General features: G+C 39.0%; 19 protein-coding genes. 2 read left to right on the top strand and 17 right to left on the bottom strand.

Features of this window, described 5'->3' with window-relative positions; translation table 11 throughout:
• Positions 1–217: 217 nt before the first annotated feature.
• Genes M4974_RS03230 through gmk form a run of 5 tightly spaced genes read right to left on the bottom strand, consistent with a single transcriptional unit; the run spans position 218 to position 2,449 of the window.
• Positions 218–592, bottom strand: coding sequence for a hypothetical protein (locus tag M4974_RS03230; RefSeq protein WP_248706066.1), 375 nt, complete (start codon positions 590–592; stop codon positions 218–220).
• A gap of 11 nt (positions 593–603) precedes the next feature.
• The gene (locus tag M4974_RS03225) at positions 604–981 is read right to left on the bottom strand and encodes a CvfD/Ygs/GSP13 family RNA-binding post-transcriptional regulator (protein ID WP_248706065.1); all 378 of its coding nucleotides are present in this window, start codon (positions 979–981) and stop codon (positions 604–606) included.
• 38 nt (positions 982–1,019) lie between these two features.
• Complete coding sequence (locus M4974_RS03220) at positions 1,020–1,598, bottom strand: peptidylprolyl isomerase (RefSeq protein ID WP_248706064.1); 579 nt, start codon at positions 1,596–1,598, stop codon at positions 1,020–1,022.
• 15 nt (positions 1,599–1,613) lie between these two features.
• Positions 1,614–1,829, bottom strand: a complete 216-nt coding sequence (gene rpoZ / locus M4974_RS03215; RefSeq protein ID WP_089938351.1) for a DNA-directed RNA polymerase subunit omega — start codon at positions 1,827–1,829, stop codon at positions 1,614–1,616.
• A gap of 20 nt (positions 1,830–1,849) precedes the next feature.
• Positions 1,850–2,449, bottom strand: coding sequence for a guanylate kinase (gmk, locus tag M4974_RS03210; protein ID WP_248706063.1), 600 nt, complete (start codon positions 2,447–2,449; stop codon positions 1,850–1,852).
• 258 nt (positions 2,450–2,707) lie between these two features.
• On the opposite strand from gmk, the gene M4974_RS03205 reads away from it, so the two are divergent.
• Complete coding sequence (locus M4974_RS03205; protein ID WP_248706062.1) at positions 2,708–3,043, top strand: hypothetical protein; 336 nt, start codon at positions 2,708–2,710, stop codon at positions 3,041–3,043.
• A gap of 4 nt (positions 3,044–3,047) precedes the next feature.
• Here the strand turns inward: M4974_RS03205 and M4974_RS03200 are convergent, their stop codons facing one another.
• From M4974_RS03200 to M4974_RS03185, 4 genes are read right to left on the bottom strand one after another with little or no spacing between them, the layout of a single operon-like run.
• A complete protein-coding gene (locus M4974_RS03200) occupies positions 3,048–4,136 on the bottom strand; it encodes a metaphase chromosome protein 1 (protein ID WP_248706061.1) in 1,089 nt (362 codons plus the stop codon).
• Positions 4,137–4,146: 10 nt separating this feature from the next.
• Positions 4,147–4,497, bottom strand: coding sequence for a hypothetical protein (locus M4974_RS03195; RefSeq protein WP_248706060.1), 351 nt, complete (start codon positions 4,495–4,497; stop codon positions 4,147–4,149).
• A gap of 22 nt (positions 4,498–4,519) precedes the next feature.
• Positions 4,520–6,910: an endonuclease MutS2 gene (locus tag M4974_RS03190; RefSeq protein WP_248715744.1), complete on the bottom strand. Its 2,391-nt coding sequence runs from the start codon at positions 6,908–6,910 to the stop codon at positions 4,520–4,522.
• A gap of 17 nt (positions 6,911–6,927) precedes the next feature.
• Positions 6,928–7,449, bottom strand: coding sequence for a CvpA family protein (locus M4974_RS03185; protein ID WP_248706058.1), 522 nt, complete (start codon positions 7,447–7,449; stop codon positions 6,928–6,930).
• 116 nt (positions 7,450–7,565) lie between these two features.
• Here M4974_RS03185 and rnhC point away from each other — a divergent pair, with 116 nt between their 5' ends.
• Positions 7,566–8,480, top strand: a complete 915-nt coding sequence (gene rnhC, locus M4974_RS03180) for a ribonuclease HIII (RefSeq protein WP_248706057.1) — start codon at positions 7,566–7,568, stop codon at positions 8,478–8,480.
• 18 nt (positions 8,481–8,498) lie between these two features.
• Here rnhC and M4974_RS03175 read toward each other — a convergent pair whose 3' ends face one another.
• From M4974_RS03175 to yidC, 8 genes are all read right to left on the bottom strand, one after another.
• Positions 8,499–8,843: a hypothetical protein gene (locus M4974_RS03175; RefSeq protein ID WP_248715743.1), complete on the bottom strand. Its 345-nt coding sequence runs from the start codon at positions 8,841–8,843 to the stop codon at positions 8,499–8,501.
• A 1-nt stretch (position 8,844) separates the two neighbouring features.
• The gene (locus M4974_RS03170) at positions 8,845–9,234 is read right to left on the bottom strand and encodes a DUF948 domain-containing protein (RefSeq protein ID WP_248706055.1); all 390 of its coding nucleotides are present in this window, start codon (positions 9,232–9,234) and stop codon (positions 8,845–8,847) included.
• Between the two features lie 123 nt (positions 9,235–9,357).
• Positions 9,358–10,914: a ribonuclease Y gene (gene rny / locus M4974_RS03165; RefSeq protein WP_248706054.1), complete on the bottom strand. Its 1,557-nt coding sequence runs from the start codon at positions 10,912–10,914 to the stop codon at positions 9,358–9,360.
• A gap of 85 nt (positions 10,915–10,999) precedes the next feature.
• The gene (smpB, locus tag M4974_RS03160) at positions 11,000–11,467 is read right to left on the bottom strand and encodes an SsrA-binding protein SmpB (protein ID WP_248715742.1); all 468 of its coding nucleotides are present in this window, start codon (positions 11,465–11,467) and stop codon (positions 11,000–11,002) included.
• A gap of 17 nt (positions 11,468–11,484) precedes the next feature.
• A complete protein-coding gene (gene rnr, locus M4974_RS03155) occupies positions 11,485–13,737 on the bottom strand; it encodes a ribonuclease R (RefSeq protein ID WP_248706052.1) in 2,253 nt (750 codons plus the stop codon).
• A 62-nt stretch (positions 13,738–13,799) separates the two neighbouring features.
• Complete coding sequence (gene secG / locus M4974_RS03150; protein ID WP_089938375.1) at positions 13,800–14,036, bottom strand: preprotein translocase subunit SecG; 237 nt, start codon at positions 14,034–14,036, stop codon at positions 13,800–13,802.
• 51 nt (positions 14,037–14,087) lie between these two features.
• Positions 14,088–14,861 (bottom strand): TrmH family RNA methyltransferase, encoded by a 774-nt coding sequence (locus M4974_RS03145; protein WP_248706051.1) that lies wholly within the window; start codon positions 14,859–14,861, stop codon positions 14,088–14,090.
• Positions 14,862–14,868: 7 nt separating this feature from the next.
• Positions 14,869–15,795: a membrane protein insertase YidC gene (gene yidC, locus M4974_RS03140; protein ID WP_248706050.1), complete on the bottom strand. Its 927-nt coding sequence runs from the start codon at positions 15,793–15,795 to the stop codon at positions 14,869–14,871.
• Positions 15,796–15,868 lie beyond the last annotated feature (73 nt).

Genomic DNA, 15,868 nt, shown 5'->3' with positions numbered 1-15,868 from the left:
GTTACAGATTTGTTTGTTCAAAGTTTTGTTCAGTTTTCAATGTGCTACTGCGTTGCTCCCTTACGAAACAACTTAATTAGTCTATCACGCTTATTCTCGCTTGTCAACAACAACTTTTTTAAGTTGTTCATCTCGCTCGCCTCGCAACAGAACTTTATTACTATACCAAGTTTCTTTTTACTTCGCAAGCTCTTTTTTATATTTTTAAAATTAAGGGTCAAATATCCTCAAAAGCCGTGAAAGCACTAGGTTCTAAGGTCGTTAATAAATTTTGAATTTTATCGGCAGATTCAAACATCAAATTTCCTTTAAGATCTTTTTGGACTTTTTGCCAATCAGAGACTTCAAAAGAGTATAAGGGCATCAAATTATTTTCATCCCCCTTAACAGCCGCCAATTCACCAATTTGCCACTGTGAAAAATCATGCACGCCGGCTTTTTTAAAAGCATCTAAAATACAGCCTAATGATGTTTGATCATCATGCAAGTGCTCTTTTACTGATAAAAAATCAAAAGAATCACCATTTTTTTTAACTAAAAAATATGGAATATTATCTTGATAGGCAATTACAGTAGCTGCAATCATAGTCATATCGTGAGCTCCTATATTCTATTTAACGCTTCTTGAATCCATTCTTCCTTTTGTTGAGCAATTGATGTAAAGCCCAAATTCAAATGATGATTAGTCCAAAAATGACGTCTAATATTAGTATTTTTAATGATGGGCAAGTCCCTTAACGGAAGCATTTGTAACTGGCGAATAGAAAGACTAATTTTATCGTTGTATTGATCGATATCAAGCACAACAACTTCTACTAAGTCTCCAACACGCAGTTCATTCTTTAAATTTTTTACGATTCCAGATTTAAACTCTGAGATATGAACCAAGCCTTGAATCTGGTCGTCTAAACGAATGAAAGCCCCATATGGTTGAATTCCGGTCACGACACCCTGAACAATTTGTCCAATATGATATGACATGGTTCCCCTTTCATTTGAGTTCAGCAATTTTAAAAAATTTAACTCATCTTCATACTTTTAATTTCAATTTTATTTACTGGTGCGTCATACATATCAACCTTGCTCTGAGCAATCTTGTCGACTACATCCATACCAGCAATCACTTGTCCAAATACCGTATGTTTACCATCTAACCAGGGTGTACCACCATTTTTTAAATAATATTTTTTTATTTCATCGGGCAACCGGTTTAACATGCTGTCCATTTGAGCAGGAACCTGGTGGGCTTGAACAATAAAAAACTGTGATCCATTGGTATTTGGACCAGCATTAGCCATTGATAGGGCACCACGAAAATTAAAGAGTTGATTACTAAATTCATCTTCAAAACTGCCACCCCAAATGCTTTCACCACCCATACCGGTTCCTTGTGGATCACCAGTCTGAATCATAAAATCCTTAATTACACGATGAAATGGCACATCATCATAATAACCATTCTTGGCATGAGTCAAAAAGTTTTCAACTGTTTTAGGAGTGCCACTATCAAATAGTTTAACTTTAATGTCCCCCAAAGAAGTCGTCAAAACAACGATACTTCCATCAACATTTTCAATATTTAATTGTGGAAATTCCATTTTAACTTCTCCCAATTACACCTGTTCGCTTTGCACAACAGGATCAATAACAACATCGCCAGCCTCAATTTCTTCCAACGCTTCACCAACTGATTTTCTAGAAGTAAATTTAACCTGAGTAGCAGGTAGACCTGCATCTAATTGGCGAGCACGCTTGGAAGCCAAGGCAATTAATTTGTAACGCGAATCAACACGTTCTAATAATTTATCAACAGATGGGTAAAGTAACATAATTTTCTCCTAATTAGCTCTTAATTATCAATTTGGTCCAGAACTCGAATAACACGTAAACGTTCGGCAGTAATGATTGCCTTAATCCTTTGAACTGCCTTACTAACCACGTCATTTTCAACTGCATAGTTATAATTAATCATCATTTTAAGTTCTTCTTTAGCAGCTGCAACACGTTTTTCGATAACTTCTCGTGAATCGGTGCCACGCCCTTCTAAACGGGAACGTAGGTTTGTTAAATCAGGGGGAGTCAAAAAGATATAAACTCCTTCTGGCATTTTAGTTTTAACTTGTAAGGCACCCTGAACATCAATTTCTAAAAAGACATCCCGGCCACTGGCCAGAGTTTCATCAATAAAACTCTTTGGGGTACCATAATAATTACCGACATATTCGGCATATTCAAGCATATCACCATTTTGAATTTTATTTTCAAACTCTTCTCGGCTGACAAAGAAGTAATCTAATCCATCTTTTTCACCCGGACGAGGTTTGCGTGTAGTCGCCGAAATCGAATATCGAAAATCAACCCCTTCTTCTTCAAAAATAGCCTTACGAACCGTTCCCTTTCCTACACCGGAGGGACCCGATAAAACAATTAATAAGCCACGTTGCGTCATAAAACTCCCCATTATAGATGTCATTTATTAATTCGATAACAATACACTAATTAGTTCATTATAGTTCAAATTTATATAAAATTAAAAACTTATTTTATTCTAATCGGAAAACAAAACTTTGTTCCCCTTATGATACATGAAATAATCCTGATATATCAACACTTTTAAGCTTCGCTAGATAATTAACGAATAATTCAACTTGCAAAAGAGAACGTTTGTTCGTATAATCAAATCATCAGATATCGAGGAGGTATCAACGTGCAAAACTCAGTAATTCAACCATCGTCTATTTTTTGGACTCGCCCTAAAATAAAGCCTTTGCTTAAATATATGTGGTCAAAGTTTCAGGTACCCGTTTTAAATAAGCAACTGACTTCAGCTGATATTATTCAGCGGTTAGAGTTAGCAGTTAATCTACAAGTCCCTGTTAAACTCCAAATAAATCAATCTTTTTATAGTGAAACAACATCTGAGTACTATGGTCAGCTACATCAAACTGCAGCTGGAGAACTATATATTTACTTATTAGACAAGAGCCAACCACTATTAATCAACCCTGCCTTAATACGTCACATAATCTTAGAATCTAACTAATGACTCAGCTTTCTTTAATCTGGCCCAAGTCCTGTACTTGACTCAAATTCAAATTAGCCAAAAGCGTATTTAAGGCTAGAACATCAATATAATGACTCAAACCATCTAATTTTGAAACTAGGCCCTGACTATTTCTTAGGGCCTTTTTTTGACCTAGAAAAGCTACATACTTTGCTACTTCACCACCGATACCATCCAGATTGTCCCATTGAGGTGTCCAATAGTCCATTAAACCATGGGTAGTAAAGGTTTTAATCAATTGTGCAGTCCATTGGGTATGAACAGCCTGATACTTTTGTGCTAAACCTAGATGATAAGCTGAGAGCATTTGCAAAACATTCTCACTAACAACACCCTTAATTGAACTTGCTTGGAACTGTGGCAATCGCTTTTCAGCATATTGTATTTCTGAGTCAATTTCATCTGCAGTTAACACTGGAGAAAGTGCTTCAGCATTTGCTAATTTTAGCGGTGCCATTTTCACTGCAATCCCACGAAATACTTCATCAATAGTATTTAAATCAAAGTCATCATCATCACCATTAACCTTTAAAAACTTAAATTGTAATTCATCAATGGCATTTGACGAATTCATCAATTCAGTAATATCTTTACCTTGAAAACGGAAATAATTCAACGCAATCACGGTGCGGATAATCATTCGCCAAAAATTAATATCAAAATTAGCGCTAGCAATACCAAAACGATCATTCACACTACCTTCTTGAGCCAAAAATTTTTGTAAGTCATACAAGGCTGGTAACAATAGAATGAAATAACGCCAGTCACGGTCAGTACTATTTACTAAAGTAGCTTGCATTACCTCATTGAGATTGACAATGACCCGTTCATTACTGGTGAATTTGCTGAAATTTTGCTGCACCATACTTGCTAAAACATCATCCAAGAAAAAAGAGGCTACTTCGTAGATTTCTGGTGCAAATTTATCATGTCGGGTCAAAAAATAGCGTGCCCGTAAAAAACCGACAAATTCATCAAAATTAAAATCAGTTAATGTTTTCTTCTCAGTGAATCGGTGCTTAGTCCGTTGATGTTTAATCTTCTTAATTTGTGATGCTTTTCCCTGTTTCAAAATATTCTCCTCAAATACTCAAGTCTAATTGATACTTACCAGCACCAAACTCATGTAACTTAAACTGAAAGATTTGAGACTCACGTTTTAAGTTTGGTGTCATGATTGTTGCTTGCTGACTACCTTCAAGTTCCGCTAACTCAATTGCGTGATTAATAACAGACATTACACGAGCGAAAACTTTAGCATCAGCTGAGGTATAAAACATATCAGTATTACCATATCGAGCAGAACGACGTGATAGACTGACTGAAATTTTATAACGGGTAACATCAAAAACAATATGGTTAAAATTAAAGTCATGAGCATACAAAAATAACGACGATAGAAAATCTGCTGGTTCAATTTTATTTTCTGACATAAAAATCCTTTTTTACAAATAATTACTTCAAACTGACGATAGTGGCACCATCCCCACCGGCATTAGCGCTGGCAAAATGGAAGTCCTGGACTCTTCGATCCGTCCGCAAAAAATCGGTCACACCTTTTCTAAGTGCCCCAGTTCCTTTACCATGAATAATTTCCACTGGAGTTAAATTAGATAGTACGGCAGTATCCAAATAACGATCTAATTCAATTAAAGCAGCCTCATAACGCACACCACGTAGGTCTAACTTAGATTTAACGGTAGCACGACTTGGCGCAGCCGCAGTAGTTTTAACTATGTGCTGCTGCTTTTTTTGTTTTTGTGCCTTTTGGGTTCCCTGGCTTTTGACAATATCATCTTCATCCACCAGCATTTTTAAAATGCCCATTTCAACTTCCCACTGACCATTGCCGTGCTTCTTAATCAAAGTTCCCTGTTGACCATAAGATTGGACGACAACCTCATCGCCAGTGTTTAACTGTTTAATTGACTTTGCCTTTTTCAAAATTCGATTACGCTCTAAATGATCATTTTGATGCAAATCAGCCAGCGACTTTCTTTTTTTCTGTAATTCTTGCTCCGAGAGGCCACCTTTTTGTCCTGCAGACAAACGTTCTTGGCGAATTTCTTTAACTAAACGTTCAGCTTCTTTTTTAGTATTGGCTACAATGTGGTTGGCTTCTTTTTTAGCGGAAAGAATTAATTTAGCTTGTTCTTGATCTAACTTTTGGCTTTTTTCAGTTAAGTTCTGCTGTTCTTTAGTAACATCTAAACGCTGATTTTTTAAAGCTTCACGCTCTTGTTTAACTGAGCGCCGTTGAGCAATTAAATCTTCAATCATCCGATTTAGATCGTGATCGGCTGGATTCGTAAGATTCTTCGCATTATCAATAATATCATCGGCAAATCCTAGACGCTTGGCGATTGCCAGAGCATTTGATTGTCCGGGAACACCAATCAGCAATTGATAGGTTGGACGCAAAGTAGTTACATCAAATACCATTGAAGCATTCATCGTCTGCGGACGATCATAGCCGTATACCTTAAGCTCAGGGTAATGAGTGGTTGCAATCGTATAGGCCCCTAGCTGAGAAATTTTATCTAAAATGGCCATTGCTAAGGCCGCTCCCTCTGCTGGATCAGTCCCGGCCCCAAGTTCATCTAAAATTACTAAACTATGTTCATTTGTTTGACTTAAAATCTTTTTAATGTTAGCCATGTGCGAACTAAAGGTTGAAAGATTTTGTTCAATTGATTGTTCATCTCCAATATCGGCAAATATTTCTTCAAAGACCCCCACCGTTGATGGCCGATGGGTGGTTACGAATAACCCGGATTGAGCCATAAGCTGCAATAGACCCAAAGTCTTAATACTGATTGTTTTCCCACCTGTATTGGGACCAGTTATAATCAGGGTTTTATAATCTTGACCCAAAATAATATCATTAGCCACTGCAAGCTTTTGATCAAGGAGTGGATGCCAAGCCTGTTGCAAATTCACATGCTCTTGGTCACTTAGCGCTGGCTGAAGTGCTCTCATTTTCTTAGCTAATCGTGCCTTAGCATTAACAAAGTCCAAATGCCCCAAAATCAAAACGTTATTACGAATTTCGTCAATATGCTCGGCAATAATTTGAGAAATTTCTGCTAAAATCTTTTGTTCTTCATTGACAGCTTGAACCTGTAACTCATTTAATTGGTTACTAATTTCGACAATGTCTTGTGGTTCAACATAGTAGGTCAGACCACTTTGACTTTGATCATGAACAACACCAGGAACTTGATGACGATACTCCGCTTTAACAGGAATTACATAGCGGTTACTCCGCATGGTAACAATTGGTTCACTTAAATATTGGGCAGCTTTACCACGAACATGATTTTGCATTTTTTGTTTAATGCTATTTTCATGCCCAATAATGCGACCACGTAAATGTTTTAAGGTGGTAGAGGCATCATCAGTAATCTGGGCATTATCATCAATGGCCTGTGCTATACGCTCGGTCACCTCGGGTAATGATACTAATGATTCGGCTTGCTGGGCTAACAGTTCTACTGATTCACCAATGGAATCATCAGCCATCTGGGCAAAAAAGTTAGCAACACCAGCTGTATTAATTAAGACCTTACTGATGGCCGAAATCTCAACTGCCGTTAGACTGGCGCCGATATTCAAGCGCTTTAATTCCTGATTAATGTCAGATAACTGAGCAATTGGAATACCGCCTCTGAGGCGATCAATCATGACTGCTTCAGCGGTTTCTTGTTGCCAAACATTAATTTGGTCAATCTGACTACTAGGCATTAACTGTGCAGCCTCGCTTTTACCGCTGGCCGTCGTTAAAAAGTCAAATAATTGCTGTTTAATTTTTTCATATTCAAGTGTTTTCAGAACTTTTGTATTCATAATTTAATTTAAATTCCTTATAACCACCATTGGTAAATTGTATTTGAGAAAACAGGAAACCGATCCAGATAATAATTTAATATGGGAGAATCAACTAATTGATCTTGAATCCAAGCATTGGGGAGCACTGAAAGAACTTGCAGGATAAAGAAAAACAAAATCAGGGCAATCACACCATAAAAAAAACTACCTAAAACCGCGTCCAATCCACCTAAGAAAGGAAGATGTCGGACTAAATGAACTGACTGTAATAAATAACGTGATAGAGCATTCCCAATTACAATTAATAATAAACTGATTAAGCCCGAAGCCAAAAATTGTTGTCCTTGATGACTAATTGATTGAGGTACCTCGGGACGAATAAATTGACCACTAACCCAGGTGCTAATAATTTCTCCTAATGGCTTAGCTAGTTTCATGGAAATATAAAAAATAACCAGCCATAAAAATACTCGGACCATAGTTGTAACCAAACCAGCCCGATAACCACTACGCATCATCAAAATTAGTAATATAACCCCCAGTAACAAAATGACCATCCATCCCGCCTCCTTTACTGTATTAATTTTATTTTTTAAGTAAAAGCTAGTCATAGTAGTTGGTTAACGTATTTAATGCAACTCATTATAACATTAAAGCTGCTATAATTAAGCCTATGCAAATTGTTATTCAACTCCCCCAAGCGCAAATAAAAAAGATCCAGCAATACTATCAAACTCAGGTAGTCTCCAAAGGGCCAGCTGGTAGTATTTTTCGAGCAAAAACAGCCAATACCACCGTCACCGCCTATCGCTCCGGAAAGGTCCTTTTTCAAGGAAATCAACCCGAAATAGAAGCTCAAAAGTGGCAAAAGATACCAGATTCGACTAGTAGAAAAAAAAATATTCACGCCGCTCAACTCCCTAGTGATTTTCATTCTTGGTCAGTTATCGGCTCAGATGAAGTCGGTGCTGGTGCTTACTTTGGTCCCCTGACTACGGCTGCGGTCTACGTTAGTCATACCGATTTAGACTGGGTTAAAAATTTGGGAATCGCTGATTCTAAAACTTTAACCGATGATAAAATGCGCACGATTGCGCCACAAATCATTGAACGTCTACCTCATCACGTAGTAAATTTGATGCCTGATCAATATAATAAATTACAGAAAAAATATAATGTTGTGGCCCTCAAGGCTCTATCCCATAACTTCGCTCTATCACAGGTAATACAGAAAATTGCTCCAAATTATCCACAAGGAATTTTAATTGATCAGTTTGTTCAAGCAAAAAGTTATTTTGCTTATTTAGAAAAAGCCCAGCAAAGGCCCATTATTCGACGCAATGTTTTTTTCAGCACCAAAGGTGAACAGCACCATCTCAGTGTTGCTGCAGCCTCAATTCTCGCCCGGGTAATTGAGCTAGAAGCTATGGAGCAGCTAAGTCAAGAAGCTGGCCTTTCCCTAACAATTGGTGCTGGTAGTAATGTGGACCAGCTTGCCGCCCGATTATTATCCCGCAAAATGGATTTAGGTCATTTTGCCAAATTACATTTTGCCAATACTCAAAAAGCACAGCAATTACTAAAATAAAACAACCCAAAAGTTATTTCACTTTTGGGTTGTTTTTTCGTGTTCTGCCAAGTGTTCATCATCAATCGTGATATCAGCAGCAGTTAACTCAATATCATCATTAGCTAAATCATCTCGAAAATTATTGATGTTTTGCTGAGCTGATTGAATATAGGGGTCACCTAACTGTTTTACTTTAGTTAAACAGGGCACCACGTGCTTATTAGAAAATTCTTCAACCGGCCCTCCATGAAGAACTCGTTCACCAACTTGTTTTACCTTTTTTGTTAAGGCTTGACGTTGTGGTTGAGACAAACCAAAGCGTAGCGTTAGGGCTGTAATTCCAGTTACAACGCCAGCTACAAAAGCGGCATTTTTTGCCATGTTACTTCTGCTCCTTCTTTTTATTCGTTTTACGACTAAAACGTTCCCAAGCTTGACTAGTAGCAAAAGCAGTACCAGCTTTTGCTAGATTGCCAAAACTTGAAAAACGGTTAGTAGCATGATGGATTGAACTATTAAGATCAGAGACAGTTTCAGATAATTCTGCTACTGTATCAACCGTTACATCCAAAGTTTTCATCTTATCGTTAATGTCATCTAACAGCTCGTTAGCATTCCCTAAAATTTCATTACTAGAACGGGCAATGGTATCCACATCCATGGTAATAACGGCAACTGAGCGTGTTAAACGCATCAAAAAAATACCAATAAATACCACTAACAATAAAAATGCAAGGGCAAAAATTAAAATTGAAAGTTGGCCAATTGTCATTAACATTCTCCTCTTCAAGTAAATATTCTTTCGTAGTGAAGTCTTTTCAATTGTAACAGATAAAAGGCTCTTGTGCCGATTGGTAACCAAATAAAAAAGCCACCTAGCAATAGGCGGTTTACATTAATGAGCATAATCCACGGCGCGAGTCTCACGGATAACAGTAACCTTAACATGTCCAGGATATTCTAACTGTTCTTCAACTTGAGTTTTAATATCATGGGCAAGTACGGTTGCTTTAATATCTGAAATCTTACGCGGTTCAACAACTACGCGAACTTCACGACCAGCTTGAATAGCAAAGGCTTTTTTAACACCTGGATAGGTGTTAGCAATTGTTTCCAAATCTTTAAGCCGTTGGACGTAGTTCTCGAGAGATTCACTGCGGGCTCCTGGTCGGGCAGCACTAATTGCATCAGCAGCAGTGATCAATTCAGCAATTGGTGTGGTTGGCTCAGTATCTCCATGATGAGCAGCAATAGCGTTAATAACAGCAGGTTTTTCATTAAACTTTTCTGCTAAACGCACCCCTAACTCAACGTGGGAGCCTTCAACCTCAGCATCAACGGCCTTTCCAATATCATGGATTAAACCAGCACGCTTCGCAAGCGCGACATCTATTTTTAATTCAGCAGCCATAATTCCAGCAATTTTAGCTACTTCAATAGAGTGCTGTAAAACATTTTGACCATAAGAGGTCCGATAATTCATTCGGCCAATCATTTTAATCAAATCAGGGTGCATACCGCGCAAGCCCAATTCGAAAACGGCTTCTTCACCCTTTTCACGCACCATTTCATCCATTTGGCGACGAGCCTTTTCAACTGTGTCTTCAATCCGAGTAGGATTAATCCGACCATCAGCAATTAAGGATTCTAGGGCGTTTTTGGCAATTTGGCGACGAAGTGGATCAAACCCACTCAAAACGACTGATTCAGGCGTATCATCGATAATCAAGTCAATACCAGTTAGTGATTCAAGGGTACGGATATTACGGCCTTCACGACCAATAATTCGACCCTTCATTTCCTCACTAGGTAAATCAACAACGGAAACAGTAACATCTGTTACCGCATCAGCAGCCGATCGTTGAATGGCATCAACGATAATATCGCGAGCCCGACGCTCTGCTTCGCTTTTAGCATCAACTTCATATTCTTTAATTAAACTAGCGCGTTCGCGCAAAAGTGAATCTTTAGACTGTTGCAAAACGATTTCACGAGCTTGTTCGTGATCTAAAGCTGCAATCGATTCTAACTTTTCTTCTTGTTCAATTAATAATTCTGAAGACTGCTGTTTTTTCTTAGCAGCATCGTCTAAACGTTCTTGAACCTGATTTTCCTTTTGAATCAAAGAAGCGTCTCGTTGATTTAAGGTGGCATCCTTTTTATCTAAAGTATCCACTCGATCTTGTAAGCGTTTCTCTCGTGCTTGGACATCAGCTTGGCGATTAGCCAGTGATTCATCAACTTTAGTACGATACTTTTGAGCTAAATCTTTCGCGTCAATATCGGCGGCCCGCTTGATACTCTGGGCCTCACGATTTGCATGTTCTAAAATGTTAGCAGCAATTTGTTTGGCACCGGTTATTTTTTTCGCATCAGTCCAACGCCGTAAAATATAACCAATACCTAAACCAATTGCAATTGCGAAGAGTGCTGAAATGATTGTAAAATTCATCTCTTACATTTCCTTTCAGCGTGTGACATTAGATACATTCACCTTACAAGTATAGCGAGATTTAACCTATGGGTCAATTGTAAAGTTAATTTTTAAACCGGCGTTGTAACTCCCGTTCCTGATCACGCTTTTTTAGGTCTTGCCGCTTATCAAATTGCCGTTTTCCACGTCCTATACCAATTAATACTTTAGCAAAACCATGCTTTAAATACACCCTGAGAGGCACAATACTAACCCCTTTTTCCAGCGCAGCTTGCTGTAAGGATTGAATCTGACGCCGATGTAGCAATAATTGGCGGGAACGTAATGGATCAACATTGAATTGATTGCCATTTTTATAGGAAGCAATATGCACATTCGTTAACAGGGCACGACCATCATGAAAAGTAACAAAGCCATCCCCAATAGTAATTTGTCCAGCTCGCACTGATTTTATTTCAGTTCCAGTAAGCGAAATACCGGCTTCAAAGGTATCTGAAATAGCGTAATTAAAATGAGCCTTTCGATTTTGAGCCAGAACATTTTGGCCAGTTTTAGATTTTTTAGCCTTCATATCAACTAACGACCTGCCTATTTCTTCTTACTGTCTGAATGAGGTCGCCTTTTCCTTGCATTTTTACGGTTTGGTCGACCATTACTACTGCTTTTTACACGAATATCAGTTGTTGGCGCATCTTCTGGATTTAGCAATTGGAAATCAATGGTACTTTCATCTTTATTAACCCGAATGACTTTAATCTTTACTCGTTGACCAATTTGAAAAATATGATGTTTAGAACGGCCAATTAAAGCCATGTGAGTTTCATCGTATTCATAGTGGTCATCGGTTAGATTTGAGATGTGGATTAGCCCTTCAACTGTATTATCCAGACTAATAAACAAGCCAAACTTTAGGGCCGCATTAACAATTCCATCATATTCTTGCCCGACCTTATCTTCCATGTATTCAGCTTTTTTCATGGCATCGACTAGTCGTTCTGTATCAATGGAACGTCGTTCTTTACTACTTGTATCAATCCCAATCTGTCCTAGATGGCTGGCATAACGTTCTTGTGCCTCAACACCATAGCCATGGCGACGATACCACTTAATCAAACGGTGAACCGTCAAGTCTGGATAACGACGAATTGGCGAAGTAAAGTGAGTATAGTAGTCGGCTCCTAAGCCAAAGTGCCCCATTGGATCTGGTGAATATTTGGCTTGCTTCATAGCCCGCAACATCATAGTAGAAATCATTTGCTCGGCGGGATCATCAGCCACTTCTTCCATAAGTTTTTGCATCATCTTAGGAGTTACTTTGTTGGGATCTCCCTTAACTGGATGCCCCAAAGCTTTAGTAAATTCAAAGAATGATTTTGCTCGCTCTTCATCTGGCACCTCGTGCACACGGTACAAAAAGGGAATCTTTTTCTTGTCAAAAAATTCTGCCACCGTTTCATTAGCAGCTAACATAAAGGACTCAATCATCCGTTCAGCCGTACCACGTTGGCGGACTTTAACGTCAATTGCCTTTCCCTGGTCATCGACAATAATTTGCGCCTCCGGTGCGTCAAATTCAATGGCCCCACGGTCAGCCCGCATCTTGTACAAGATTTGATGTAATTCACCCATTTCTTTAAACATGGGGACCAGTTCCCGATATTCTTGGGTAACCTGTGGATCATCGGCCAAAATCTGATTCACCGCATCATAAGTCATCCGGGCATGTGATTTAATCACAGACGGATGAATAGATTGTTTGACTACTTGGCCCTTAGGATTAATTTCCATTTCAGCTGACATCGCCAAACGAACGACATTTGGATTCAATGAAGCAATCCCATTCGAAAGCTTACGAGGAAGCATGGGAATAACTCGATCAGTCAAATACACTGAGGTCCCACGGTTATAGGCTTCTTCATCAATGGCTGATCCTTCTTTAACATAGTGGGAAACATCGGCGATGTGAACCCCTAAATGATAGTTTCCATTTTCTAGTTTCCAGACCACAACGGCATCATCAATATCTTTAGTATCGGCACCGTCAATAGTTACTAGAGGCTGATCAGTTAAGTCTGGACGTCCTTCCCATTCCTCTGGCAAAACCTCATTTGGAATGGCGTCAGCCTCTTCTAATACTGCTGGTGGAAAATGGCTTGGAACTTTTTTACTCTCAACAATTTGCATGATGTCCATCCCTGGCTCATCTTTAAACCCAAGTACTTGGGTTACTTCCGCAACCAATTGACGAGGGTGAGTAGCATCAGCAAAATTTAAAATTTTAGCTACAACCACTTCCCCATCATGCAAGGGTTGATGACTGTCCTTAACGAGAATTTGATAACTGGCCGCCTTTTTATCGTTTAATTGAATTTGGCCTTGCATCCCTTTGGCCTGTGAGCCCAAACTAAAGACGCCCACTACCTGATCGTAGGCTCGTTCAATAATTTCTTCGACCACACCTTCTGGTCCTCGATCAGCTGATTTAGAAGGCTTTAGCGTCGAAACACGAACAGTATCACCTTGCATAGCTTGTTTGGTATTTCCAGGTCCGATGAAAAAGTCAGGTAAAATTTCATCATAACGGACAAAACCAAAGCCCTTATCATTAGCTTTAAATTCACCAATAACTTGACCATCATCTGCCTGATATTGATAGGCCCCATCTTCTAATTTTTGTGCTTGTCCATCACGGACAATATTATTTAGCGCATTGACTACTTGTCGATAGTCACTTTCATTTGTCATACGTAGACCATCGGCCAGATTTTGAGCCGTAAAAGTCTGTTGACGATTAGCTTTTAAAAAGCCAGCTAGTTGACTTTTCAATACTTTCATTTCCATATAAAAATACTCCTAAAAAATAAAAAATCAGTCTACAAAAGAGTAAACTGACCTTTAACAAATTAATGGGCTGATAAATACATCAGCGCAATTCCAATTATAAACCAGATAGCCCCTAAAACTACGGTAATGCGACGCATAACGGCCTCAAAACCACGAGACTTCCGTTCAGTAAACAAATCGGCAGCACCACCAGACAAAGCTGACAAGGCATCTTGTTGCTTACTAGGTTGCATCATAACTGCAACTACCAGTAAGAACCCCACTACCAACAGTGCTACAGTAAGGATATTAGTCACAGTGACAACCTCCACTTGAAGTTCAATAGATTCATTATAACAGATTTTGGCTTAGTTTCCAAGCGCCAAGTGGAACATCAAAATTCCACCGGCGACCGCTACATTAAGACTCTCAGCCTGTCCGGCCAAAGGAATGTAGAGATTAGCCGAAGTCTTTTCGGCCAATTGAGATTGCATCCCTTGGCCTTCATTTCCTAGAATCAAGGCAAACTTTTCAGTTGGCATAATGTCTTGGAAAGGTTGAGCCGCTGGATTTAATTCTGAACCATAAACTGGCAAACCATTGGTTGCTAAGGAATCGACCCAGTGGGACAAATCACCTTGTAAGACTTCCAAATGGAACTGAGAACCCTGCATGGCTCGCACTACTTTGGGAGAAAAAGCATCTGCTGTACCTTCGCCCAACACAACCCCTTTAAATCCGGCTGCATCAGCTGTACGAATCAAAGTCCCAACATTTCCTGGATCTTGAATCTGGTCTAGTAATAACCACATCCCATCAAACACATAACTAGGCTCGAAACTTTTTTCAGGAAGACTAATTTCAGCAAAAATACCCTGAGGCGTATTAGTACCAGCAATGTGCTTAGCTACTTCAGCACTAATTTCAAAGGCTGGAACTCCATGAGGAACATCAGCCAAGTGTGCTTCCATTTGCTCGGGTGTGGCCATTACGGCGTGGAACTTAGCTGAAGCTTTAATAGCTTCTTGAACCAAATGCCAACCATCTAATAAATAGGTGCGATTTTCTTGACGACCCTTACGAGTCGCTAATTTAGTCCAACTTTTAACGCGACTATTTTGATTTGATAAAATTCTTTCCATGCTTAATTTATCCTTTACTATTGCGGTTTTGCTTACCGCTATTCCGTTGTTTTGTATTCGAAGAACTTGCAGTTGCGGTAACATCCCGAGGCGATAAATCAGCAGGCGTAACTGTGGCTGCCGGCTGGCTAGCCATCAAGTCTTCAGCAGTTTTTAACACCTTGAACTCGCGATTAACTTTAGCTTCTAGGGCTGGATACTGAACGTGTAAAATTGCTGTTTGAATCAAAGCAAAAATTCCACCCACGATAAAATATAGTCCAATTGATCCACTAGAAAACATTGAAAAGGCAGCAATCATAATAGGACTCATTAACAACATCATCCCAGAAACTTTCCTTTGTTCTTCGGGCATCCGTTGTAATGACAACCATGCCTGCAATAAATAAATCAAACCAGCTAAAATAGCAAAAACGATTTGAGGCTTATTGAGAGCTAATCCAAAGAAAGTCGCTGATTGCAATCCATGGGCGTGCATGATGGCTGAATACACCCCCGAGAAAATTGGTAACTGAATGGCCATCGTTAAAAAGGAAATTCCTCCGGTCATGCTCACGCCATTTTCCTTATAAAGTGACATTGATGCCGCTGCAGCAGCCTGCTGTTCTTGTGGATTCTTGGCATTTTGAGTAATATCACGAATTTTATCAACTTCGGGTTTTAAAATTCGAAGTTTCAATTGACTCATCGTTGTATTCTTTTGTTGATTGACAAATAGCGGCAAGATTGCTAAACGCAAGACAGCAGTGATAATGATAATTCCCCAACCGATACCGTTAACGCCCCCAACCCAGTGGGAAATCTGTAAAAGAATATCTGCTATTGGCCGCCCTAACCACTGATACATTCGACTGTGAGCACTATAACCACCGGTCAATAAAATAATGTCAAATACAATAAAGACAAAGGTCAAAACACGCTTTATCTGTTTCATGTTGTCTCCTAAATGTTTTATAAAAAATTTAATTCGTTCTATTATAACAAACCCACCTCATAAAAGGGGTGGG

This window comes from Convivina praedatoris, from assembly GCF_933208495.1.
In the GTDB taxonomy this organism is placed as follows: domain Bacteria; phylum Bacillota; class Bacilli; order Lactobacillales; family Lactobacillaceae; genus Convivina; species Convivina praedatoris.
This window is presented reverse-complemented; position numbering and strand designations above follow the sequence as displayed.

Coding starts and splice junctions, on each gene's coding strand:
- M4974_RS03230 (WP_248706066.1), bottom strand. CDS start 592: ATGACTATGATTGCAGCTACTGTAATTGCCTATCAAGATAATATTCCA.
- M4974_RS03225 (WP_248706065.1), bottom strand. CDS start 981: ATGTCATATCATATTGGACAAATTGTTCAGGGTGTCGTGACCGGAATT.
- M4974_RS03220 (WP_248706064.1), bottom strand. CDS start 1,598: ATGGAATTTCCACAATTAAATATTGAAAATGTTGATGGAAGTATCGTT.
- rpoZ (WP_089938351.1), bottom strand. CDS start 1,829: ATGTTACTTTACCCATCTGTTGATAAATTATTAGAACGTGTTGATTCG.
- gmk (WP_248706063.1), bottom strand. CDS start 2,449: ATGACGCAACGTGGCTTATTAATTGTTTTATCGGGTCCCTCCGGTGTA.
- M4974_RS03195 (WP_248706060.1), bottom strand. CDS start 4,497: ATGTCAGAAAATAAAATTGAACCAGCAGATTTTCTATCGTCGTTATTT.
- M4974_RS03190 (WP_248715744.1), bottom strand. CDS start 6,910: ATGAATACAAAAGTTCTGAAAACACTTGAATATGAAAAAATTAAACAG.
- M4974_RS03185 (WP_248706058.1), bottom strand. CDS start 7,449: ATGGTCATTTTGTTACTGGGGGTTATATTACTAATTTTGATGATGCGT.
- rnhC (WP_248706057.1), top strand. CDS start 7,566: ATGCAAATTGTTATTCAACTCCCCCAAGCGCAAATAAAAAAGATCCAG.
- M4974_RS03175 (WP_248715743.1), bottom strand. CDS start 8,843: ATGGCAAAAAATGCCGCTTTTGTAGCTGGCGTTGTAACTGGAATTACA.
- M4974_RS03170 (WP_248706055.1), bottom strand. CDS start 9,234: ATGACAATTGGCCAACTTTCAATTTTAATTTTTGCCCTTGCATTTTTA.
- rny (WP_248706054.1), bottom strand. CDS start 10,914: ATGAATTTTACAATCATTTCAGCACTCTTCGCAATTGCAATTGGTTTA.
- smpB (WP_248715742.1), bottom strand. CDS start 11,467: ATGAAGGCTAAAAAATCTAAAACTGGCCAAAATGTTCTGGCTCAAAAT.
- rnr (WP_248706052.1), bottom strand. CDS start 13,737: ATGGAAATGAAAGTATTGAAAAGTCAACTAGCTGGCTTTTTAAAAGCT.
- M4974_RS03145 (WP_248706051.1), bottom strand. CDS start 14,861: ATGGAAAGAATTTTATCAAATCAAAATAGTCGCGTTAAAAGTTGGACT.
- yidC (WP_248706050.1), bottom strand. CDS start 15,795: ATGAAACAGATAAAGCGTGTTTTGACCTTTGTCTTTATTGTATTTGAC.